The 21,976-nt window shown below is 32.0% G+C and carries 22 protein-coding genes and 3 tRNA genes; 13 read left to right on the top strand and 12 right to left on the bottom strand.

The features are described from left to right. Nucleotides 1-52: 52 nt before the first annotated feature. The 3 genes from P3875_RS10395 to recJ form a co-directional block, all read right to left on the bottom strand. Nucleotides 53-385 carry a hypothetical protein gene (locus tag P3875_RS10395; RefSeq protein ID WP_303443900.1) on the bottom strand — a complete coding sequence of 111 codons (333 nt, stop codon included), beginning with the start codon at nt 383-385 and terminating at the stop codon, nt 53-55. Nucleotides 386-450: 65 nt separating this feature from the next. After that, nucleotides 451-1,443, bottom strand: coding sequence for an aspartate-semialdehyde dehydrogenase (locus P3875_RS10390; protein WP_303443899.1), 993 nt, complete (start codon nt 1,441-1,443; stop codon nt 451-453). A 77-nt stretch (nt 1,444-1,520) separates the two neighbouring features. Then, nucleotides 1,521-3,215, bottom strand: a complete 1,695-nt coding sequence (gene recJ / locus P3875_RS10385) for a single-stranded-DNA-specific exonuclease RecJ (RefSeq protein ID WP_303443898.1) — start codon at nt 3,213-3,215, stop codon at nt 1,521-1,523. A 194-nt stretch (nt 3,216-3,409) separates the two neighbouring features. Between recJ and P3875_RS10380 the strand changes: the two genes are divergently transcribed. The 10 genes from P3875_RS10380 to P3875_RS10335 all read left to right on the top strand — a co-directional run bounded on the left by P3875_RS10380 (nt 3,410) and on the right by P3875_RS10335 (nt 11,221). Beyond that, nucleotides 3,410-4,192, top strand: a complete 783-nt coding sequence (locus tag P3875_RS10380) for a DUF3050 domain-containing protein (RefSeq protein WP_303443897.1) — start codon at nt 3,410-3,412, stop codon at nt 4,190-4,192. Nucleotides 4,193-4,303: 111 nt separating this feature from the next. Next, on the top strand, nt 4,304-4,966 hold the full coding sequence (locus tag P3875_RS10375) for a MarR family winged helix-turn-helix transcriptional regulator (RefSeq protein ID WP_303443896.1): 663 nt from the start codon (nt 4,304-4,306) through the stop codon (nt 4,964-4,966). An 11-nt stretch (nt 4,967-4,977) separates the two neighbouring features. Further along, the gene (locus P3875_RS10370) at nt 4,978-6,477 is read left to right on the top strand and encodes a phytoene desaturase family protein (RefSeq protein ID WP_303443895.1); all 1,500 of its coding nucleotides are present in this window, start codon (nt 4,978-4,980) and stop codon (nt 6,475-6,477) included. Next, nucleotides 6,477-7,313, top strand: coding sequence for a phytoene/squalene synthase family protein (locus P3875_RS10365; RefSeq protein ID WP_303443894.1), 837 nt, complete (start codon nt 6,477-6,479; stop codon nt 7,311-7,313). Before P3875_RS10370 ends, P3875_RS10365 begins: the two co-directional genes overlap by 1 nt. Continuing rightward, nucleotides 7,310-7,765, top strand: a complete 456-nt coding sequence (locus tag P3875_RS10360; protein ID WP_303443893.1) for a hypothetical protein — start codon at nt 7,310-7,312, stop codon at nt 7,763-7,765. The genes P3875_RS10365 and P3875_RS10360 overlap by 4 nt, the downstream gene beginning before the upstream one ends. A 117-nt stretch (nt 7,766-7,882) precedes the next feature. Next, on the top strand, nt 7,883-8,236 hold the full coding sequence (locus tag P3875_RS10355; RefSeq protein ID WP_317622825.1) for an SRPBCC family protein: 354 nt from the start codon (nt 7,883-7,885) through the stop codon (nt 8,234-8,236). 3 nt (nt 8,237-8,239) lie between these two features. Then, nucleotides 8,240-8,692 (top strand): sterol desaturase family protein, encoded by a 453-nt coding sequence (locus tag P3875_RS10350; protein ID WP_303443891.1) that lies wholly within the window; start codon nt 8,240-8,242, stop codon nt 8,690-8,692. Further along, nucleotides 8,692-9,378, top strand: coding sequence for a lycopene cyclase domain-containing protein (locus P3875_RS10345; protein WP_303443890.1), 687 nt, complete (start codon nt 8,692-8,694; stop codon nt 9,376-9,378). Before P3875_RS10350 ends, P3875_RS10345 begins: the two co-directional genes overlap by 1 nt. A 3-nt stretch (nt 9,379-9,381) precedes the next feature. After that, on the top strand, nt 9,382-9,939 hold the full coding sequence (locus P3875_RS10340; protein ID WP_303443889.1) for a lipocalin family protein: 558 nt from the start codon (nt 9,382-9,384) through the stop codon (nt 9,937-9,939). Beyond that, nucleotides 9,929-11,221: a cryptochrome/photolyase family protein gene (locus P3875_RS10335; protein ID WP_303443888.1), complete on the top strand. Its 1,293-nt coding sequence runs from the start codon at nt 9,929-9,931 to the stop codon at nt 11,219-11,221. The genes P3875_RS10340 and P3875_RS10335 overlap by 11 nt, the downstream gene beginning before the upstream one ends. A gap of 7 nt (nt 11,222-11,228) precedes the next feature. Here P3875_RS10335 and P3875_RS10330 read toward each other — a convergent pair whose 3' ends face one another. Further along, complete coding sequence (locus tag P3875_RS10330) at nt 11,229-11,768, bottom strand: hypothetical protein (RefSeq protein ID WP_303443887.1); 540 nt, start codon at nt 11,766-11,768, stop codon at nt 11,229-11,231. Between the two features lie 86 nt (nt 11,769-11,854). Here P3875_RS10330 and P3875_RS10325 point away from each other — a divergent pair, with 86 nt between their 5' ends. Beyond that, entirely contained in the window at nt 11,855-12,922 is a 1,068-nt protein-coding gene (locus tag P3875_RS10325) for a T9SS type A sorting domain-containing protein (protein ID WP_303443886.1), read from the top strand. 485 nt (nt 12,923-13,407) lie between these two features. Further along, a complete protein-coding gene (locus tag P3875_RS10320; RefSeq protein WP_303443885.1) occupies nt 13,408-14,301 on the top strand; it encodes a hypothetical protein in 894 nt (297 codons plus the stop codon). 209 nt (nt 14,302-14,510) lie between these two features. Here P3875_RS10320 and P3875_RS10315 read toward each other — a convergent pair whose 3' ends face one another. The 8 genes from P3875_RS10315 to P3875_RS10280 all read right to left on the bottom strand — a co-directional run bounded on the left by P3875_RS10315 (nt 14,511) and on the right by P3875_RS10280 (nt 20,471). Continuing rightward, entirely contained in the window at nt 14,511-14,948 is a 438-nt protein-coding gene (locus P3875_RS10315; protein WP_303443884.1) for a DUF4844 domain-containing protein, read from the bottom strand. Between the two features lie 153 nt (nt 14,949-15,101). Beyond that, nucleotides 15,102-16,079, bottom strand: a complete 978-nt coding sequence (locus P3875_RS10310; protein WP_303443883.1) for an RES domain-containing protein — start codon at nt 16,077-16,079, stop codon at nt 15,102-15,104. Between the two features lie 64 nt (nt 16,080-16,143). Beyond that, nucleotides 16,144-16,629 carry a hypothetical protein gene (locus P3875_RS10305; protein WP_303443882.1) on the bottom strand — a complete coding sequence of 162 codons (486 nt, stop codon included), beginning with the start codon at nt 16,627-16,629 and terminating at the stop codon, nt 16,144-16,146. A 93-nt stretch (nt 16,630-16,722) separates the two neighbouring features. Continuing rightward, nucleotides 16,723-16,796, bottom strand: a tRNA-Asn gene (locus P3875_RS10300). Between the two features lie 37 nt (nt 16,797-16,833). Then, nucleotides 16,834-16,907, bottom strand: a tRNA-Asn gene (locus P3875_RS10295). A gap of 62 nt (nt 16,908-16,969) precedes the next feature. Further along, nucleotides 16,970-17,043 (bottom strand) — tRNA-Asn (locus tag P3875_RS10290). Nucleotides 17,044-17,126: 83 nt separating this feature from the next. Next, the gene (gene rseP / locus P3875_RS10285) at nt 17,127-18,470 is read right to left on the bottom strand and encodes an RIP metalloprotease RseP (protein WP_303443881.1); all 1,344 of its coding nucleotides are present in this window, start codon (nt 18,468-18,470) and stop codon (nt 17,127-17,129) included. Nucleotides 18,471-18,551: 81 nt separating this feature from the next. Beyond that, nucleotides 18,552-20,471: a M1 family aminopeptidase gene (locus P3875_RS10280; RefSeq protein ID WP_303443880.1), complete on the bottom strand. Its 1,920-nt coding sequence runs from the start codon at nt 20,469-20,471 to the stop codon at nt 18,552-18,554. A gap of 133 nt (nt 20,472-20,604) precedes the next feature. On the opposite strand from P3875_RS10280, the gene serS reads away from it, so the two are divergent. Continuing rightward, nucleotides 20,605-21,876 (top strand): serine--tRNA ligase, encoded by a 1,272-nt coding sequence (gene serS / locus P3875_RS10275; protein WP_303443879.1) that lies wholly within the window; start codon nt 20,605-20,607, stop codon nt 21,874-21,876. Nucleotides 21,877-21,976: the final 100 nt, after the last annotated feature.

The following is a 21,976-nucleotide window of genomic DNA, read 5'->3' as shown; positions in this document are numbered from 1 at the left end:
ATTACATTTGGAAAAACACCATAACAATTGATTCATAGATAATTCTTACGGATTAAACAAAAAAAGGTGGACCGCGAAGTGTAATAAAATCAAACGAAACATCAACATAATTTGTTTGCTGTTTTACATTCAATTTTGGATAAGTAGTGGTAGAATAAAACACAATTACATCTGGTGTAACTGTTGTAAAAGGACTAATAGTAAAGTGGCAAATTTGACAATCATCTGTGTGATGATTTACCATTTTTGCTTTGTTAGCATGATGCGCTTCTTCACTTAAAAAATCAGAAATCAAATGGGTATAAACATGCACCGATTGCAGCATGAATGTTAATACAACACTCAAACTAAAAAACAACGACACTATTTGCTTTTTTGATTTCATAGCCGATACAAATATAAAAAACTCTTGAAGAATCAAGAGTTTTTATACATTTATATTAACATATTTTAACCTATTAATTTGTTTTCTAACAAATATTCAGCAATTTGTATGGTATTGGTTGCAGCTCCTTTTCTTAAATTATCAGCTACAATCCACATGTTTAAAGTGTTTTCTTGACTTTCATCTCTACGAATTCTTCCAACAAAAACCTCGTTTTTATTTTGTGCGTACAACGGCATTGGGTAGGTATTCGTATCATTATTATCTTGAACCATTATACCTGGTGTATTTTGTAAAATTGCGCGAACGGTATTTAAATCAAAATCGTTTTCAAATTCAATATTCACAGCTTCACTATGCCCACCAACAACAGGAATACGCACAGCTGTAGCCGTAACTTTAATACTATCGTCACCCATTATTTTTTTGGTTTCGTTAGTTAATTTCATTTCCTCTTTTGTATAGCCGTTATCTAAAAAACTATCGCAATGAGGAATAGCATTACGGTGAATTTGGTAATGATAAGCCATTTCGCCTTTTTCGCCTTTGTATTCGTTTTCTAACTGTTGCACTGCTTTTACCCCTGTACCAGTAATTGACTGATACGTTGAAACAATTACACGTTTAATTTTATATTGTTTATGCAAAGGTGCCAACGCCATTACTAATTGAATGGTTGAACAGTTTGGGTTCGCAATAATTTTATCGTTTATTGTTAATTCGTTTGCGTTAATTTCAGGAACGATTAATTTTTTAGTAGGATCCATACGCCAAGCCGATGAATTATCAACAACCGTAGTACCTACTTCGGCAAATTTTGGAGCCCATTCTAAAGATGTTTCACCCCCTGCCGAAAATAAAGCCACATCGGGTTTCATTTCAACGGCTGTTTGCAAATTCACCACCTTATACTTCTTATCCTTAAAAGCTATTTCTTTTCCAACCGATTTTTCTGATGCTACCGGAATTAATTCTGTTACAGGAAAATTACGTTCTGCTAAAACATTTAGCATTACTTCGCCAACCATACCGGTTGCGCCAACTACAGCTACTCTCATAGATAAATTTGTATTTAAAGTTTATAAATTTGCAGCTGCAAAATTATGCAATAATTTTATAATAAAAAGCCAAAGTTTTAAATGGTTTTAATGTCTTTTACGTGTAATTGCACAAACACTTTATCTTTCCATTGATTTTCAGTTAACGAATACACCAAATTAAAAGGTTTTAAATTTTTTATTTTGTTAAGCATTTCGCCTTTATTAAAAGCAATTGCCTGAAAAGCTTGTGATTGATTTTGCTTAACAAACATGCGTAAATGTTCATTTTCTTTACCAAGAGTTTGTGCATTGCCAGTATCAAAAGCATGAGGTGTAAAAAAAACCGGAGTCATATTCCCTGGGCCATGTGGTTCAAATTGTTTTAAAATGCGTAGTGTTTTTTTATCAAATTCATCAAAATTTACAACGGCATCAATTTCAATTTCTTCGGTTTTTTGTTCCGTTGTAATGCTTTCTTTCACCACTTCTTCAAATTTTTGTTTAAAATTTTGGTAAGCCGAAGGGTGAATGGTTAAGCCTGCAGCGTACATGTGACCACCAAATTGAATGATATGTTCACTACATTTTTCAAGTGCTTGATACACATCAAAACCTTTTACCGACCTTGCTGATGCTGCTAAATAATCTCCACTTTTTGTAAAAACCAACGTTGGGCGGTAATATGTTTCAATTAAACGCGATGCAACAATACCAATTACACCTTTATGCCAATTGTTGTTATACACAACCGATGAGAAATTATTTTCTTCTTTATTATCAATAATTTGCTGAAGGGCTTCTTGTGTAATTTGCTGATCAAAAACTCTGCGTTCTTGGTTAAAAGTATCAATTTCTTTAGCGCATTCTATTGCTTCATTGAAATTAAATTCAGTTAATAATTTAACGGCATAATTACCGTGTTTAATTCTGCCCGCCGCATTAATACGTGGAGCAATTTTAAAAACTACATCGGTAATTGTAAATTCTGAAATAGCAAATTGCTTTTTCATGGCTAAAATGCCTGGGCGTGGATTTTGGTTAATTACTTGTAAACCATAAAATGCCAAAATTCGGTTTTCATCAACAATAGGCACAATATCGGCAGCTATAGCAGTTGCAACTAAATCTAAGTAAGGTATTAAATCTTCTATAGTTTCACCTTTGTTAGCCGCTAAAGCTTGTATCAATTTAAAACCTACACCACAACCACAAAGTTCTTTAAAAGGGTAGTTGCAATCGGTTTGTTTCGGGTCTAAAACGGCAACAGCATTTGGTATTTCATCGCCTGGCAAATGGTGATCGCAAATTATAAAATCAATACCTTTTTGGTTGGCATATTCAATTTTATCTATCGATTTAATACCGCAATCTAATGCTATAATTAGCGTGATTTCATTATCATGCGCATATTCTATGCCTTGGGTTGATATTCCGTAACCTTCTAAATATCTATCGGGTATATACGTATCAACATCTTTATAAAAACTTTTTAAATAGGCCGACATTAACGATACAGCTGTGGTTCCATCAACGTCGTAATCGCCAAAAACTAAAATTCGTTCTTTATTTTCAATAGCATTTTCAATACGCTTAACAGCTTTTTGCATGTCTTTCATTAAATACGGATCGTACAAATCGGCAAGTTGTGGACGAAAGAACTTTTTTGCATCGTTATAGTTTTTTACACCGCGTTGCACCAATAAAGTTGCTATTAATGTAGTAACATTTAAAGTTTTTTTAAGTTGATGAACAGCCTGTATATCACAATCTTGTTTTAACGACCAACGCATATTTACTATTTTTTATAAATTTTGTATTGAAACTTTGTAAATATACCAATAAAAAAAATTGGATTTGATACGTACCAAAAATCAAATAAAAACTCTTTTATTCCTTAAACACTTAAAGTAAAGTTTATGTTAAAATTTAAATACTGATTAATTTATATCAATTGGGTATTTAATTTTGAAAAAAATAATCTAACATGAACTCAATTAAAACCGTTAACCAAGCCATTCAACCTTTAAAAAATCAACTAATAAATCATTCATTATATCAAAAAATTACCACTATTAAAGATTTGCAGCTATTTATGCAAACACATGTGTATGCAGTTTGGGATTTTATGTCGCTTTTAAAAGCATTACAAATGCAATTAACATGCACCACTACACCATGGTTTGCCTCACCAAATGCCGAAGTTCGCTATTTAATAAACGAAATTGTTTTAGCCGAAGAATCTGATATTACATTAACAGGCAAACGCTTAAGTCATTTTGAAATGTACGTTGAAGCCATGGTAAAAAGTGGCACAAGTACAGAACAACTGAACCTTTTTTTAAATAAAGTACAACAAACTACTATTTTTAACGCCATTGAAAAAAGTGAGTTACACCCTGCTGTAAAAGAATTTTTAAACTTTACTTTTAAAGTAATTGAAAACGGAAAAGCACATGAAATTGCCGCTGCCTTCACTTTTGGTCGCGAAGATTTAATACCTAATATGTTTACCGAAATTTTAAAAAACTTTAAAGTACGTTTTCCCGAAACTGATTTAACCGACCTTATTTATTATTTTGAACGACACATTGAGTTAGATGCCGATGAACACGGCCCTATGGCTTTTGAAATGATTGAATTTTTATGCGAAAACAATGCTGATAAATGGTTAGATGTAACCGAAATTGCTAAAAAAGCGTTAGAGAAAAGAATTGCGCTTTGGAATGCAATTGAAGAGTTAATCACCTCAAAAACAACTTCATACTAAAATATTTTTATTTTAATACACATTTTTTAAAGACATAAGCTTACTTATGTCTTTTTTTAGTATTTTTACATTCTAAAAAAGTTTTAAATTTAGTCTATAAAAATACTTATTATGAATAACTTGTTAATTAAAGACTTAATAGATTTAACCGAAGTGTTTGAAAAAAACACAAAGGATAATTGTAATTATTGTAATAATATAGAAGGATTTAAACAGTGGTTGTGCGATACTTATTGTACACATAACCTACCTGTTGTAGAATGGGAAGGCAAAGAAAACGGCCGAAGCCCCGAAAGTGTAATAAGTACTTTAATTGTGCATTTAAATAGGTATGCCAAAACGTATTCTAAAGCAGTTATTCATAAAACAGAATTTACATCGCAAGAAGATTTTGTTTATTTAATTAACCTAAATGCCTTAGGTGCTATGAGCAAAATGCAGTTAATAAAAAAGAATGTTCAAGATAAACCTACAGGCATGCAAATTATTAACAGGCTAATTGATAAAGGTTGGATTGACCAAAAAAAATCGGATACCGATAAACGAAGTAAAATAATTGAAATTACACCTAGCGGCAAAGAAGTTTTAGCAAATGAAATGCATAAAATACGCACCGCAACATATATTGTTACAGGAACTTTAAGTCATCATGAAAAACTAGAGTTAATACGCTTACTAAACAAGTTAGAACAATTTCACAACCCTATTTTTTTACAAAATTACGGTAACGATGAATTGCTTGAACGCGTAACCGAAAAGTTTATAACAGCTTAAAAAAAACTAAGATGTCAAAAAAAATAGCTATTATAGGTTCAGGATTTTCAGGTTTATCGGCAGCTGCGTACGCGGCAAAAGAAGGCTATGAAGTACATGTTTTTGAAAAACATTCGCAACCTGGTGGCAGGGCACGCCAATTTACAACTACTAATGGGTATACGTTTGATATGGGGCCAAGTTGGTACTGGATGCCCGATATTATAGAACGTTTTTTTAACGATTTTTACTATTCAACCAATGACTTTTACGAACTTGTAAGTTTAAATCCGCAATTTGAAATGATTTTTAAAGAAGGTAGTTTAACCATTCCTAAAAACTACTCAGACTTAAAACTATTATTCGAGGAATTAGAACCAGAAGCTGGTGAAAAGTTAGACGCTTTTATGAAAGCTGCCAAATATAAATACCAAGTTGGCATGCAAGAATTTGTAAACAAACCATGCCATAGTTGGTTAGAATTTGCATCTCCAAAAATTGCATTAAGTGCCTTAAAACTAAATTTGTTAAGCAATTTTCGTACGTATGTAAAAAAGTACTTTAAGCATCCTAAATTACAAGCGTTAATGGAATTTCCTGTTATTTTTTTAGGTGCATCACCCAATAAAATACCTGCCTTATATAGTTTAATGAATTATGGCGGATACGCGTTAGGAACATGGTACCCAATGGGTGGGTTCTATCAAATTATTTTGGCAATGCAAAAAGTTGCCGAAAAACAAGGCGTTATTTTCCATTTCAATCAAAACGTTCAAAAAATAATCACTAAAAACAACAAAGCTGTTGCACTTGAAACAAACAACGAAACTTTTGCATTTGACTCCATCATTGCATCGGCCGATTACCACCATGTTGAAAGTTTGTTAGAAGCTGAAAATCGAAATTATTCTGAAAAATATTGGGAAAATAAAACATTTGCACCATCGTGCTTAATCTATTATTTAGGATTTAATTGCGAAATTAAAAACTTAAAACACCATACCCTTTTCTTTGAAAACGATTTAAACAAGCACATAAACAGTATTTATAAAGATAAAAACTGGCCTAACGAACCTTTATTTTACGCTTGTTGTCCATCAAAAACAGATAGTAGCGTGGCGCCAAAAGGGCATGAAAATGTTTTTTTATTAATGCCTTTAGCAACTGGTTTAAAAGACGATGAACCAACACGTGAACACTATTTTAAAGAAATGATTACGCGCTTAGAAAAGCATACTGGCACACAAAATTTACTGAGTAATATAGACTATAAACAAAGTTATTGTGTAAGCAACTTTATTGCCGATTATAACGCATACAAAGGCAATGCATACGGTCTTGCAAACACACTTAACCAAACCGCAGTTTTAAAACCAAGCATACAAAACAAACATATAAAAAATTTATTTTATACTGGGCAACTTACAGTTCCTGGTCCTGGCGTTCCGCCATCTATAATTTCTGGAAAAATTGTGGCATTAGAAGCCATTAAACAGTTTAAAAAACAATCTAACCTAAAAATTGTTAAATAATGAAAAAGCTATTTGATGAATTATCGCAGCAAGTTAGTAAAGATGTTACTAAAAAATACAGCACAAGTTTTTCGTTGGGTATTTTAGCCTTACAACCTTCTATTCGCCCGGCAATCTATGGTATTTACGGGTTTGTACGTTTGGCCGATGAAATTGTAGATAGTTTTCACGATTATAATAAAGAAATTTTACTTAAACGTTTAACCGAACAAACTTTTCAAGCGTTAGACGAAGGTATTTCAATAAACCCTGTGTTGCAATCGTTCCAAATGGCTGTAAACAAATACAATATCGATCGCAGCCTAATTAATCAATTTTTGCACAGCATGGAAATGGATTTAAATAAGATTGATTACAATTCTGATTTGTATCAAGAATATATTTTAGGATCGGCAGAAGTAGTTGGTTTAATGTGCTTAAAAGTATTTACAGAAGGCAAACAAGAGGTGTATGATAAATTAAAACCTTACGCCATGAAGTTAGGTTCGGCTTTCCAAAAAGTAAATTTTTTAAGAGATTTAAAAGACGATTATCAAATTTTAGGAAGAACTTACTTTCCTAATATAGAAATGAATGTGTTTAATAATTCGATTAAAACCCAAATTGAAAACGAAATTGCTTTAGAATTTAAAGAGGCATTAATAGGAATAAAAATGTTGCCTGCATCATCAAAATTTGGTGTGTATCTAGCATACAAATACTATTTGTGTTTGTTTAACAAGATAAAGCAAAGCACTGCCGAACGCATTTTAAATGAACGTGTGCGTGTTCCTAACACTCAAAAATTTAGTGTTGCAATGAGTAGTTATTTGCAATATAAAATGTCGTTCTTATGAAAATAATGTTGCCAATTGCTGTTATTTGTATGTTACCCAGCACTGTACAAAATTCGTTTTCGGTTGATTTAGAGTTTGTTCGTAAAAATTTTGAACAAGCAACAAGCAATAAAAAAACGTGCCAAATGTTAATTGAAAAGTTAGAAAAAAACACAACAAGCAATGTACATTTGGCCTATTTAGGTGCATTACAAGCAATTTGGGCAAAACATGTGTTTAGTCCGGCTACTAAACTTAAAACATTTAACAAAGGCAAACAAAATTTAGAAAAAGCTGTAAAAAATGAGCCAAATAATGTAGAAATTCGTTTTTTAAGATTAACTATTCAGCAAAACGCACCGTTTTTTTTAAACTACGACCAAAACATTGCTACTGATAAAGCGTTTATTTTAAAAAACAAAAACGCAATTTCATCAGTTACTTTACAGCAACTTATCAATAAAATTCTGTAATTCTTACGTATTATGCGCTATACCCTTAAACGAAGTCAGCAGTTATATTGTGATATTGATACGGCTTGGAATTTTTTTTCATCGCCAAAAAATCTATCCAAAATAACACCTAAGGAAATGAATTTTAAAGTGATTTCGCAAGTTAGCGATCAACCCATTTTTGAAGGTTTACAAATAGATTATACGATAACACCTTTACTTAACTTACCCGTTAAGTGGACAACGATTATTACACAAGTAGATGAAGGTAAAAGCTTTACCGATTTTCAACAAAAAGGGCCCTATAAATATTGGAATCATTTACATGAGTTTATACCAAACAGCCAAGGCGTTTTAATGCACGATACCGTAACGTATGAACTACCCCTAGGTTTTTTAGGTACCATTGCTCATAAGATGTTTGTTCAAAAAAAATTAGAACACATTTTTAATTATCGATTTAAAATACTTAACAGTCTATTCAATAAATAAAATATGAATTTACTAATTGTTTTAACTGTGTTTTTACTTATGGAAGGGGCTACGTGGCTTATTCATAAATATGTAATGCATGGTTTTTTATGGATTTTACACCGCGATCATCACGATCATAGCAATAACGGTGCTTTTGAACGCAACGACTGGTTTTTTGTAATATTTGCAACCCCTGCCATTGCTTTAATGTATTACGGTGCGGCTGCAAATTTTAATTATCTTTTTTACATAGGGTTAGGAATTACCCTTTATGGTATGGCATATTTTTTTGTGCACGATATTTTTATACATCAACGTGTAAAAGTATTAAAAAACACCCAAAACCCGTATTTATTAGCTATACGCAGGGCACACAAACAACATCATAAACACACTGTAAAAGAATATGGTGAATGTTTTGGTTTTTTATGGGTACCCGTTAAATATTTTAAAATGTATTTTAATAAAAACTAATGTTACAGCCTTATACTTACTTAATAGTTTTGTTTTTTACTGTAATTGTATGTTTTATTGCATCGTTTGATAAACGCTTACAATTTCACAAACAATTTGGTGCTTTTATAAAAGCCGCTACTATTGTTGCAATCCCATTTATTGCATGGGACATTTGGTTTACCGCACATGGAGTATGGTGGTTTAATACCAATTATACAACCGGCGCATCACTTGCAGGCTTACCAATTGAAGAATGGATGTTTTTTTTCTGTATTCCATTTTCGTGCGTATTTACCTATTATTGTTTAGAAAAATTTTTTAAGTGGCAAGCAGCTAGCGCTTTTAACAATCTAATTGTGTTTATAATCATTATTTTATGTGCAGTTGTTGGTTTATTGCATCCTACAAAAATGTACACACTAGTAACTGCAGTTGCTGTAATTTGCACACTTATTTATCTACATTTTTTTGTAAAAACAGATTGGATTGGTCGCGCTACCTTAACCTATATTATTTTACTACCTGGCTTTTTTGGTGTAAATGGTGTATTAACAGGTACCGGTTTACAGCAAGCAATTGTTAATTACAATCCTGCAGAATTTTTAGGCATTCGTATGCTTACAATTCCTATTGAAGATATGTTTTACGGTTATGCACAGTTTTTATTAGTTGTTTACTTTTTTAAAAAATTCCAAAATAAATAAATCATGAAAATAAGAAATATCCTATTTAAAATAACCTTACTTTTTAGCTTAATTTTAATTGCAGCTTGTAGTTCTAAACCAAAAAATGCAGAACCTGTACAAAATTTTAATGCCAACAAATACTTAGGTACTTGGTATGAAATTGCCCGTTTTGATTACATTTTTGAAAAAAACTTAAACAATGTAAGCGCTAATTATACGCTTGATAAAAACGGAAACATTATTGTTTTTAACAGCGGATTTAATGTAGTTGAAAACAAATGGAAGTCATCTACCGGCATTGCTAAATTTAGATTAAACAAAAACGTAGCGGCACTTAAAGTAAGTTTTTTTAAACCATTTTACGCTGGTTATAATGTAGTAGCTATTGACGACAACTATAAATACGCCTTAATTGCTGGCAAAGATTTAGATTATTTATGGATTTTATCGCGTGAAAAAACAATTCCAGAGCACATTAAAACATCTTTTTTACAAAAAGCAAAAGAAATAGGTTATAACACTACCAAGCTTATTTGGGTTGAACACAACAAAAAAAATCCGTTGTTAAATGAAAAGTAAAATATGTGTTTTTTGGTTTCGACGCGATTTAAGATTAACAGATAATGCCGCACTTGCAGCTGCTTTGGCTTATAACTTACCTGTTTTGCCTATTTTTATTTTTGATACTGAAATTCTAAATAAATTAGAAAACAAAACAGACCGAAGGGTAGATTACATTCACCAAGCCTTAACAGCAATTAATGAAAACTTAGCAAAAATAAATTCGGGTGTACAAACTTTTTATACCAAACCAATAAACGCTTTTACCGAAATACTAAAAAATTACAACGTTGAAGCTGTTTTTTGTAACCGCGATTATGAACCACAAGCCATAGCAAGAGATGCAAATGTAGCGGCTTTTTTAGCCTCGCAACAAGTTGCTTTTTATCATTACAAAGATCAAGTTATTTTTGAACAAGCCGAAATTACTAAAAGCAATGGCACCCCTTATACCGTTTATACTCCGTATGCAAAGCAATGGCGCGCTAAATTAAGTACCCAAGATATTCAACCCTATAAAATAAACAGCCAAAATTTTATAAAACAAAAAGGCGCTATAATTCCTTTAAACAAAATTGGTTTTACCAAAACCGATATTTTATATACTACACCCGAATTAAACATTGAAATTATTAAAAATTACGATGAATTTCGCGATTTTCCTGCCAAACAGCACACTACGCAATTAGGCATTGCACTGCGTTTTGGCACCATTAGCATTCGTAAATGTGTAGCTTTTGCATTAAAACACAACAATGTATGGTTATCTGAACTTATTTGGCGCGAATTTTTTATGCAAATTCTGTTTCATTTTCCACGTGTAGTTACAAAAGCTTTTAAACCCCAATACGATGCGATTGAATGGAGCAATAACGAAACCCATTTTAAACGCTGGTGCAATGCCGAAACAGGCTACCCAATTGTTGATGCAGGAATGAACCAACTAAATAAAACAGGGTTTATGCACAATAGAGTACGTATGATTGTAGCTAGTTTTTTATGCAAACATTTATTAATTGATTGGCGATGGGGCGAAGCTTATTTTGCCCAAAAATTAAACGATTACGATTTAGCTGCAAACAACGGCAATTGGCAATGGGCTGCAGGTTGCGGATGCGATGCCGCGCCTTATTTTAGAATTTTTAATCCTACTGCGCAAACCGTTAAATTTGATAAAGATTTGCTGTATATTAAAAAATGGAATCCAAATTATGAAAAAACTTTGGCAAAGCCCATTGTAATTCATGAACAAGCCCGCGAAAAAGCCTTAAATACTTATAAAAAAGCTTTAAAAGGATAAATTATTTTTATTTTATCTTTTTTAATACAGCTAATAATTCGGGTATTTTATTTACTTGCGTTTCGGTCCAAAAATAATAATTAGGCAAACCTATTTCGTCGTAATTATTTAAAGTTACAGATACACGTTTACGTTTTTCATCAATCAAAAAAGAAAAAGACATTTCTTTAGCTTTAAAAATATATTCAGCCGATTGTTTTTTAAAAGTTACATCTAAATTTGGAACCACATTTGTTTCTAAAAAATAAACAAACTCGTCAATTTCATCTAAACCTACCCAAGCGGTTTTGTAAACATCGGGTTGTGTAATATGCATGTCTAATTGCAAACCTTTTTCTTTAACATTCGATTTTAAATTGGTTACTTCAATAGGAAAAAACTTAATGTATTCGCCTATACCAGAATAAAACTCGGCAGTTGTATTCCAATCTTTTGAAATTAATATAAACTGGGTATCATCTATAAATCTTCTTGTAGACGATTCCATGTACTGCGAAAACGATTGAGAAAAGCTTAAAAGTAACAGTAAAGTAATTATATTTTTCATTATTTGTAAGTTAAAATTGTTTGTTAATCATCACTTACACAAAAACAAAGCCATTTTTTTGTATTTTTATATAAACATAAAAATTTATGAAAAGAAAAATACTTTTTGCTATAAAATGTGTAATGTTTACAATTTTATGCAATGCACAACCACTTTTAAATATTGATTTTGAAAATTACAATTTAGGCAATTTAGGAACCGACCCTACCGGCACAATTGCAGGGCAAGGAAATTGGTTTTCAATAGGCTATAACAATCCATCAAATAATTTATTTAACATTACTACCGAGCCATTTAAAGGCAAAGTACTTACTGTAAACACTCAAAAAAATGATAACTCATCCGTTTTTAGAAATGATTTAGATATTTTAATAAATCAACGCGCTATTGGAAATAATGTAATTAAGTTTGAAATGGACTATTACACCGGTTCACAACATTATATGCTTGGTAGTAACGGCGCGACTCCTTTTAATAATTTTATTATTTATGATAAAAATAACGAACGAATATTCGAATTTTATCATAAACTTTATTATCAAGCTTCTTTTTTTCATGCAAGATTTTATGACGGAACTAACACCACCGTTCCAATTAATTTTGGAAAAGACGCATGGGATGCACCATTATTTGAAAACAACTGGGTTACACTAATAGTTTATTTAGATTATGACAATAAAAAAATATATATTGATATTCCTTATTTTAACATTGTAAAAGCAGGCGATTTTTTAAGTAAAAGTTCATCAACTAATCTTATAAATGATTTTAAACCCTTTAAATTAGAATTATATACCAATGGTTACACAATTAGCAATATTCAGTACTTGGATTATAAAATTGATAATATTAAATTAACAGGGTTAAAAGTTGTACCATCTAATATTATTTCATTAAGTATAAACGAACAATTAGCTACAAAATTTAACATATTTCCCAACCCTGCCAAAGAATACATTAATATTACTAACAACGAAAATTTAATTATTAACCAAATTAAAATTTACAATAATACAGGTAAGTTACTTAGCACCCAGAATTATAATCATAAAGTAGAATTACAAATCAACGTAGCAAACCTTTCTAGTGGTTCTTATATCTTGCATTTACAAACAGTTAAAGGTACTGCAATTAAAAAATTTATTAAAATATAAATTTATTTGTATTCTGTTGTTAGTTTTAATGTTGTTATTCAAAGTTGCAAACTTTGCGCAGCAAAAGTTGTTTAAAAAGTATTCTTTTTATAAAACAGCCTCCTTACATTTGTAAAGAGGCTGTTTTTGCTTAAAGACACGGATTACAAATCCGCGCGATAAGCGAAATACTTTGCGCCGTGTGTAACTTTTTGTTACAAGTTAAACTTAACATATTCAACTATACAATTAAAATTCGCCAACTTACTTGCAAAACTTTAAAACTTAACACAGTAAAATATTCAGTGTTTATTTGTTAAAATTTCACTTTTCAAAAAAATTTAAAATATGTTAAAATTTGAGTATAAATAAGCATTCAAAGCTTCATATTTGCGTTATTTTTAAAATATATAATAAAATATTAAAATAAACTCATATTAAAAAGTGTTAAATGTGTTTAAAAAGAGTATATTTGTTATAGAAAAATTTATAAAAACAAATATATCATGAAAAATTTATCACACTTTATCTTAAGTTTATTGCTCTGCATAAGCTTATTTTCTTGTACACAAGATGAAGTTGGTGTACAAACTGAAGATGCTGCACAACAAATGTCGGCAAGAAAACCAATTGCTGGTAATTATATTGTATCAACATCGCAAGATGGCTATACCTTAAATATTACCATAGACCAAAGTAAAACGCAAGCGGTTAGTCATTTACTTTTACAAGTTTTAGATTGTTCTGGGAATTATGTTGATGGCGATAATGTAATTTCTAGCAGTGTTCCTATTAAATTTACCACAGGTTCTGGAACAGGATGTGCATTTAACAATTCGTTCTCTTTCATTAAATTTGACAACCTGGATATTTACCAAAATCAAGGAATTTTTACATTATCAATTACGTTTAATGTGCCTATTCAATCGGGTAATATTTTAATAAAATCTGCAACCAATTGTTTCCCATTCCCATTAAACATTACGCCTAATTGTAACACACAAGGTACTGGTACAGAAACTGCTTATGCCTATGGAGGTAATTACGCAACTTGTTTTAGAAACATAGGTTTTAGTAGATGGGGTTGGACTAACGGTGCGTATACTGAAGGAGATTATACTTTAGATTTATACGCTGGCGCTGGTCAGTGCGATTTATCTAAAGGCACTAAAGTTGGTACTGTTACATTAAGTTATCATAGCGGTACAGCTGTTGTTAATTACAACGTTACTGCACCGTATACTTTAGAAGAAACCCATTTATATGTTGGTAATCAAATGCTTTATACAGGTGCCGTTGCTCCGGGATTATCGCCATATAGCGGAAGTACATCATACACTATTAACAACTTAAGCGGTTCTGTTTACATTATTGCGCACGCAGTTGTTGGAGGTTTTTAAACAAATTTAAATAACAATTTACAAGAAGACTGCCTAAAAAACAGTCTTCTTTTTTTTATCGACCTTAATATGTTTGTAAAGATGCTGTTGGTTTTTTATAAGCACGGATTGCAAATCCGCGTGATTGGGTTTCCCACAGTTCCGTTCAACGGGCTTTCATCTCTTGCCCTCCGGGCAAGACGAAAGCTTAGTTATTATAGGACGTTTTTTTAGTTTGTTGGGTCAAATCCGTACATAAAATTATTCAGTTGCCCGTCCGAACTTTCAAGCCCGACAATATCCATAAGCTCTTCAAAATAAGCGCAAACTCTTTCTCTATCTTCTGTGTCGATTTCTAAATAAATACTTTTAAATCTATCCAAACCTTTCCCTATGGCATTCTGATAATCTTCGTCAGTAGCGTTTCCATTTTGCGCAATTTTTTCAAAGTCTTCGGCTGCCAAATTAATTTTTTCAGTTAAAATTGGTTTCAATTTTTCGTCACCAATTCCAGGATATAAGATTTTCATATCTTCTACAAACTTTTCTTTTGCTTTAAATTTTTCAAATTTTTCCATCGCTTTATTTGGCGTCTTTATTTGTTTTTGTCCACAAGCAGTAAACATAAAAAACAGAAGTACTAAAAATATGCTTATTGTCTTTTTCATGCGGTTTTTAAAAATGTCCTATAACGTTCTCGGCTATGAGTAGTTGCGTGATATAGCACTTAACTTTGCAAGTACGCACCAAACTGAAAATCCGCGAGGATTTTCAGAAGTAGGCGAGAACAAGCAATTACTTATAGCCATTGTTGTAGCACGTTATTTTTTTATTTCATTAAACTTCCATTCAAAGTTGTCGTCCATTAAACTTTTGAAATCGGTTAGTAAATTGTTTTTATAAATTTCATCGTCTGGATTTAAGTTTTTCCAAAAAATAATATTCTTATCAATATCTCCATATTTTGAAATGGTAATGTTGAATTTTCCAGTCTCAATATTATAGTTTTCTAACTCCACAATATAAAATCTTTGTACTCTCATCATATTATCTACAAAATTTGGATTTATAGCCATATTTACTCCTTTGTATTGAGTTTGAATACTTGGATACATTAAAATATCAGTAGCTAAATTATGTTTAGCATTTAATGTTCGATGAGCAATACTTGCAGATAGAGCGTAACTTTTGTCATTTATAAATGTAGAATGTAGAAATTTCAAATATTCAATTAATCCAGCTTTTCGTTCTTTATCAAGTTTATATTCAAATGGTTTGTCCATTTGTTCAATTTCGGCATCTCTCAATACACCATAATGATTGTCTTGATGGATTTCAGTTTGAAGAAATGTCTGAAAAGCAAAATGTTTGTCGGAATCAATTAATTCCCATTTAGAGATACAAAATTTTCTTTGCTTGTAGTTACTATTTCTAACAACTTCCATTAATGCGGTCATTGGATTGTCAGAACAATAAAATACTGGACTTTTCGGAAAATTACATCTATTAAATCCTGTCAGGTTTATTGGTGGATAACTATGTTCTGAAAAAAGATTGATATTCGTAAATGAGTCAATTTCTCGAACTCTAAAAAAAGGTAAAGTGAAGTCAGATGGCTTAAAGAGTTTAAATAAATTTGGTAGTATTTCAAATTCTTTAAATATAATTTCTTCAACTTTCTTTAAGAATTCGTCAGCGTTCTTAAATTCTGAAGTTTCTGGCCAAACAACCTTTTTCAATCTTTCGATTGATTCTTTTGCTTGGTCAATTTTAGGAAAGTTTTCAAAATTTTCACTCATTCTGTTCTAATGTGCTACAACTCTCAAATATACGCAATTAACATTTGTAAATACTTGTAAATGTTTACAAATAGCTGTTGTTAATGTTATTAATAAAAATTTCTAAATCTGCAATTGGTATTTTAGTAACCGTTTCTAACACTTTACCATCATCAAATTTAATTACTAAAACACCTTTGTTATCTTCTTCATAACCAACTTGTTTTATATCAAAGTTGATATTTTCAAACGTAAATTCCTTTACTTTATCTTTAAACCAATGGTAATCTGCAACGTAAGTCAATTTATTCTTAACAAATTCAATCGATTCTTTACCAAATGTATTCCACAATGAAACTCGGAGCATATAAAATGCAATGAATCCAAATATGAATAGAAATAATATATGAAAAAAACTTAATCCTACATTACTAATCATATTTACAATAAAACCACCTAAAGGTAAAGCTATTGATAAAAAGGTTATAAAATATAAGAGCAATCTAGCCAATAAAGGGCTTTTTTTCACTTTTAGTATTAATTGATTTTCATTAAATTCAATTTGTTTCATAATGTTTTTTTTACAATAAAAGTATACAAACATAGTAAAACGGCTTTAAACAACAAAAAAGCCTTACATTTCTGTAAGGCTTTTTGCATTTTGCTCCCCCTCTTGGGCTCGAACCAAGGACCCTCTGATTAACAGTCAGATGCTCTAACCAACTGAGCTAAGGAGGAAACTTAAAATTTTATAGGATATTGCTTTCGCAATTTGCTCCCCCTCTTGGGCTCGAACCAAGGACCCTCTGATTAACAGTCAGATGCTCTAACCAACTGAGCTAAGGAGGAAACTTTAATTTTAAGTTTTCTATTTTTGCAATAAAAAATAAGGTGTTGCTTTTGCAACTTTGCTCCCCCTCTTGGGCTCGAACCAAGGACCCTCTGATTAACAGTCAGATGCTCTAACCAACTGAGCTAAGGAGGAAGGTGTGTTACCTTTATTGCGATGCAAATATAGAACGATTTTTCCTTTTTGCAAACACCTTTTTTAAAAAATCGTTATTTTTTTTATTTACCTGTAATTGCTTTAAAAATATCGTTTCCGTTTGCAAACAACAACAAAGCAATAAGTATAACAAAACCAACTGTTTGCGCATATTCTAAAAACTTATCGCTTGGTTTTCTTCCCGAAATCATCTCGTATAATAAAAATAACACATGACCACCATCTAATGCTGGTATCGGTAATAAGTTCATTACACCTAGCATAATTGATAATAATGCGGTAATCTGCCAGAATACTTCCCAACTCCAAAAATCAGGAAAAATATTAAAAATCGCCATAAACCCACCAACTTCCTTATAAGCTCCTGTTTCTGGGTTTCCTATCAGCTTTAATTGTTGCCCATATTCTTTCAACTTGTTTATTCCCATATCAATCCCTACTGGTATCGATTCTGCAAAGCTATATCTATCTGTACTTAATTTATACAAACCTAATTTTTCGGCATCATTTTTAGCAACCAAAGCAGGTGCAACTCCTATTTTTCCTTCAGCATTTATTTGTAAAGTAATCTGTATTTCCTTATCATCTCTCTTTATAGTAGCAGGAATTTTTTTATTCGCCAAAGGTTTTAAAACATCATCTACCTGATCAAAATAACTTATTGGTAGATTGTTAAGAGAAGTAATAAAATCTTTAGTTTTTAAGACGTTTTTATTTGGAGAGTCATCTGAGACTTTTCCTACAAGAAAAGGCATCCTAGGCATTATAAGCTTTTCACTTTTTCTTTTAGAAGCACTATTAATAAAATCAACAGGTAACTTAATTTTTTGCTTTGCACCATTACGATCAACAACAATTTCTTTACCCATAACTATTTTCATAGCTGCTTGATCAAATCTTTCCAGATGTTTCCCATCGATAGATATAATTTTATCTCCCGATTGCAATCCTACATCTTCTAAAACTTCAGAAGTTACCCAGATTCCATCTTTTAAACTATCGTTTGCAATGTATTTATCGCCATAAAACCATGTCATGCCAATATAAATTACAAATGCTAAAATAAAATTCACTGTAACACCACCCAACATGATGATTAAGCGTTGCCAAGCTGGTTTTGAGCGAAATTCCCAAGGTTGAGGTTCTTGTTGTAATTGCTCGGTATCCATACTTTCATCAATCATTCCGGCAATTTTTACATAACCACCTAAAGGCAACCAACCAATTCCGTAAACGGTTTCGCCAATCTTCTTTTTAAATAAAGAAAATTTTATATCAAAGAAAAGGTAGAACTTCTCTACTCGGGTTTTAAATAATTTAGCTGGTATAAAGTGGCCCAGCTCATGCAATACAATTAATAAAGATAAACTTAATAAAAACTGCGATAATTTAACTAATACGTCCATTAATTTTACTTCTTTCTATTTTTTTTACGATGCACAAATGTAAGCTTTTCACTTTAGTATTTGGCACACAAAAGATTCAATTTAATTTTTTATAATTTTTTTATGAAATGTTTGCTCTGATGATTTTATTTCTAAAATGTACACACCGTTTGCTAATTGCGCACTTGCATAGGGATTACTAATGTTTTGCGCCACCAATTTTCCATTTACGCTATAAATATTCATTGATTGTACTTTTACATTTGCTGGAACATCAACAAAAAACGATGTTTGTGTAGGGTTGGGATATACGCTTATTTTAGAATCAGTGTAATTGGTTGCGATACTTAGGTTGCCCGTATTGTCTTTTGAAATGATATCGTTAAAAGGATTTATTTCTACCTTTTCAACAACACCTACATTGGTATCTACAATAAATTGTTGGTTATTTTGGGTATGTTGTAAAACCACTACCTCACTTTGGCCAGTTGTACCTGTTAAGCGTAAAGTTAAAGGCATTTCAAAAAACGAAACACTTGCGTGCGAAGTGGTTTGCGACAAGGTGATTTTGGTTTGCGTTGCCGATATTTTATCGGCTTGTACTTGGTACGATGGATATCCTTCGCCATAAACCCAATCGTTAAAAAATTCGGTTAAATTTTTACCCGAAACGGTTTCTAAGTGTTGTTGTAATTGCGGAGTTAATGCATAATTATATGCAATTGCTGGATCGTTTAAAAAGTTTTGCATGCCTTGAAAAAAATCTTGATCGCCCAAAACATAACGCAACATATGCACCACCATTGACCCTTTATTGTAAGTTAACCTACCGCTAAAAATTCGGTTAGAATCTAATGCTTGCGCGTCGGTTAAGTATACATTACCCGATGGTGCCGATGTAATATTTGCTATTTTACTGCCTTTCCAAGAGGTAAACTGGTTGGCTCCATCAAAATTTTCAACAACTAAACCCGATAAATATTCAGCAAAACCTTCGTTCAACCAAATATCTTTCCAACTGCCACAAGTTACTTTATTTCCAAACCAATGATGCGCCAATTCGTGAGCAATTAACCCACGTGAAAAAGCCCCCATGAACGATACTGTTGTATGTTCCATACCACCGCCCCATCCAAATTGGGCATGTCCGTATTTTTCGGTATGAAATGGATAGGTGCCAAATAAATTTTCAAACAAATTCATAATTGGCAACGTAACAGCTAACTGACTAACGCTGCTTGCATACGTTTCAGGGTACAAATAATTTACAATAGGAAAAGTATTAGGCGCTGTACCTGCCGTTTGATTGTAAATTTGATAATTAGTTACAGCAATAGCTACTAAATAAGCCGGTATGGGATATGCGTGTTTAAAATGAGTTGTTTTTGTACCATTGGCATTAGTAACTTGGCTTTTTTCTACGCCGTTTGCTACCGAAACCATTGCTGTTGGGGCTGTTACATAAATATCTATATTTTCTATTTTATCGTTTAACGATTGTTTACATGGCCACCAATCGCGCGCGCCGAATGGTTCAGAAAGCGTCCAAACAATTGGGGTGTTGTTGTGGTAACTTTGCGTAAAAGCACCGTTAGCATTTGGCGGTGTGCCTGCATAGGTAATTTTTACTTCGCCCAAAGTACCACTGGCAACGGTTTGCGGTAATTGTATAACCAATTCGTTATTTGCTTGACTAAAAGTAGCGGTTTGTGTACCTTGCTTTACCGAAGTTACAACAAGCTGATGGTTTAAATCAAAAACTATAGATTGTAAATTTTGGTTGGGTACAAACTGTGTTGTTACCGTACCGCTAATGTAATATTGTGTTGGATCTACATTAAATTCTAACTTATGATACTTAACATCGTAATTTAACGTATTGGGATTTTGTTTAAAAGCCATACGCTTTTCGGCAGCTTTTTTTTCGTACAAACGGTATTCATTGGTGGTGTTCGCCGAAATTTGTGCCGATGCATAACACGTAAACAAACTGCAAACAGCTATAAAAAATGCGCTTTTCATATTAATACTAATTTGTGTAAAAATAGTATTATTTATTTGAAGTTCAATCCATCAACCCACAAAGAATAAATACCGCAATAGTTACTTATTCACAAAGAATTTGCTTAAATTTGCCTTTTAACAATTTTTACATATGTTACAGATAGCTTATATTAGAGAAAATCAGGAAAAAGTGGTGAAAGCCCTTGCAAAAAGAAATCTTGATGCTGCTGAAATGATTCAAAACGTAATTAACCTTGATGAGGAAAGAAGAGCAACACAGGTTGAATTAGACAACATCTTGGCCGAATCGAACAAGCTATCCAAAGAAATTGGCGATTTAATGCGCAATGGCGAAAAAGCTAAAGCCGAAATCTTAAAAGAAAAAACGGCTTTACTTAAAGATAAAACAGCCAATTTAAAAGATCGCTTGCAAACAGTAACTACCGATTTAACTAATTTTTTATACCAAATACCCAATACTCCTACCGATATTGTTCCTGAAGGTAAAACGCCCGATGATAACTTAACGGTGTTTGAACACGGCAATGTGCCCGTTTTACACGCAGATGCTTTACCACACTGGGAATTGGCAAAAAAATACGATATTATAGATTTTGAATTAGGTGCAAAAATAACGGGTGCTGGTTTCCCTGTTTACAAAGGCAAAGGTGCCAAATTACAACGCGCACTAATTAGTTACTTTTTAGATAAAAATACCAATGCAGGCTATAACGAAGTGCAAGTACCGCATTTAATTAACGAAGCATCGGGCTTTGGTACTGGTCAATTACCAGATAAAGAAGGCCAAATGTATCATGCCGTTGCCGACGATTTGTATTTGATACCAACTGCCGAAGTACCTGTTACTAATTTATACCGTGATGTAATTTTAAACGAAAGTGAATTACCTATTTGCAACACCGCTTACACACCTTGTTTTCGTAGAGAAGCTGGTTCGTATGGCGCACATGTACGTGGATTAAATCGTTTACATCAGTTTGATAAAGTTGAAATTGTTCGTATTGAACATCCTGAAAAATCATACGAAGCTTTAGATGGAATGGTAGATCACGTAAAAGAAATTTTAAACGATTTAAAATTACCATACCGCATTTTACGTTTATGTGGTGGCGATATGGGGTTCACCTCAGCGTTAACGTATGATTTTGAAGTGTTTTCAACCGCGCAAGACCGTTGGTTAGAAATTTCATCGGTTTCTAATTTTGAAACCTATCAAGCAAATCGTTTAAAATTACGTTTTAAAGGCAAAGACGGTAAAACACAGTTGGCACATACCCTAAACGGTTCATCGTTAGCATTGCCAAGGGTTTTAGCTGGTATCTTAGAAAATTACCAAACACCCGAAGGTATTGTGATACCCGATGTGTTAAAACCGTACTGCGGATTCGATATCATTGATTAATTATCAATATCAAAAACTAAATGTCGTTTCAAATGCAGCAAAGTAAAATCAATTTGAGTTTAAACACTTTGTTATAATTGAAACGACATTCTATTTAAAT

The organism is Myroides sp. JBRI-B21084, assembly GCF_030545015.1.
GTDB lineage: Bacteria > Bacteroidota > Bacteroidia > Flavobacteriales > Flavobacteriaceae > Flavobacterium.
The sequence above is the reverse complement of the archived record's forward strand: the minus strand, read 5'-3'. Positions and strand labels throughout refer to the sequence as shown.

What these genes read in the sequence shown, in the direction of transcription:
- P3875_RS10395 (WP_303443900.1), bottom strand. Translation starts at nt 385, where the DNA reads ATGAAATCAAAAAAGCAAATAGTGTCGTTGTTTTTTAGTTTGAGTGTT.
- P3875_RS10370 (WP_303443895.1), top strand. Translation starts at nt 4,978, where the DNA reads ATGTCAAAAAAAATAGCTATTATAGGTTCAGGATTTTCAGGTTTATCG.
- P3875_RS10325 (WP_303443886.1), top strand. Translation starts at nt 11,855, where the DNA reads ATGAAAAGAAAAATACTTTTTGCTATAAAATGTGTAATGTTTACAATT.
- P3875_RS10365 (WP_303443894.1), top strand. Translation starts at nt 6,477, where the DNA reads ATGAAAAAGCTATTTGATGAATTATCGCAGCAAGTTAGTAAAGATGTT.
- P3875_RS10350 (WP_303443891.1), top strand. Translation starts at nt 8,240, where the DNA reads ATGAATTTACTAATTGTTTTAACTGTGTTTTTACTTATGGAAGGGGCT.
- P3875_RS10390 (WP_303443899.1), bottom strand. Translation starts at nt 1,443, where the DNA reads ATGAGAGTAGCTGTAGTTGGCGCAACCGGTATGGTTGGCGAAGTAATG.
- serS (WP_303443879.1), top strand. Translation starts at nt 20,605, where the DNA reads ATGTTACAGATAGCTTATATTAGAGAAAATCAGGAAAAAGTGGTGAAA.
- P3875_RS10380 (WP_303443897.1), top strand. Translation starts at nt 3,410, where the DNA reads ATGAACTCAATTAAAACCGTTAACCAAGCCATTCAACCTTTAAAAAAT.
- P3875_RS10355 (WP_317622825.1), top strand. Translation starts at nt 7,883, where the DNA reads ATGAATTTTAAAGTGATTTCGCAAGTTAGCGATCAACCCATTTTTGAA.
- P3875_RS10320 (WP_303443885.1), top strand. Translation starts at nt 13,408, where the DNA reads ATGAAAAATTTATCACACTTTATCTTAAGTTTATTGCTCTGCATAAGC.
- P3875_RS10330 (WP_303443887.1), bottom strand. Translation starts at nt 11,768, where the DNA reads ATGAAAAATATAATTACTTTACTGTTACTTTTAAGCTTTTCTCAATCG.
- P3875_RS10345 (WP_303443890.1), top strand. Translation starts at nt 8,692, where the DNA reads ATGTTACAGCCTTATACTTACTTAATAGTTTTGTTTTTTACTGTAATT.
- recJ (WP_303443898.1), bottom strand. Translation starts at nt 3,215, where the DNA reads ATGCGTTGGTCGTTAAAACAAGATTGTGATATACAGGCTGTTCATCAA.
- P3875_RS10315 (WP_303443884.1), bottom strand. Translation starts at nt 14,948, where the DNA reads ATGAAAAAGACAATAAGCATATTTTTAGTACTTCTGTTTTTTATGTTT.
- P3875_RS10340 (WP_303443889.1), top strand. Translation starts at nt 9,382, where the DNA reads ATGAAAATAAGAAATATCCTATTTAAAATAACCTTACTTTTTAGCTTA.
- P3875_RS10335 (WP_303443888.1), top strand. Translation starts at nt 9,929, where the DNA reads ATGAAAAGTAAAATATGTGTTTTTTGGTTTCGACGCGATTTAAGATTA.
- P3875_RS10305 (WP_303443882.1), bottom strand. Translation starts at nt 16,629, where the DNA reads ATGAAACAAATTGAATTTAATGAAAATCAATTAATACTAAAAGTGAAA.
- P3875_RS10310 (WP_303443883.1), bottom strand. Translation starts at nt 16,079, where the DNA reads ATGAGTGAAAATTTTGAAAACTTTCCTAAAATTGACCAAGCAAAAGAA.
- P3875_RS10360 (WP_303443893.1), top strand. Translation starts at nt 7,310, where the DNA reads ATGAAAATAATGTTGCCAATTGCTGTTATTTGTATGTTACCCAGCACT.
- P3875_RS10280 (WP_303443880.1), bottom strand. Translation starts at nt 20,471, where the DNA reads ATGAAAAGCGCATTTTTTATAGCTGTTTGCAGTTTGTTTACGTGTTAT.
- P3875_RS10375 (WP_303443896.1), top strand. Translation starts at nt 4,304, where the DNA reads ATGAATAACTTGTTAATTAAAGACTTAATAGATTTAACCGAAGTGTTT.
- rseP (WP_303443881.1), bottom strand. Translation starts at nt 18,470, where the DNA reads ATGGACGTATTAGTTAAATTATCGCAGTTTTTATTAAGTTTATCTTTA.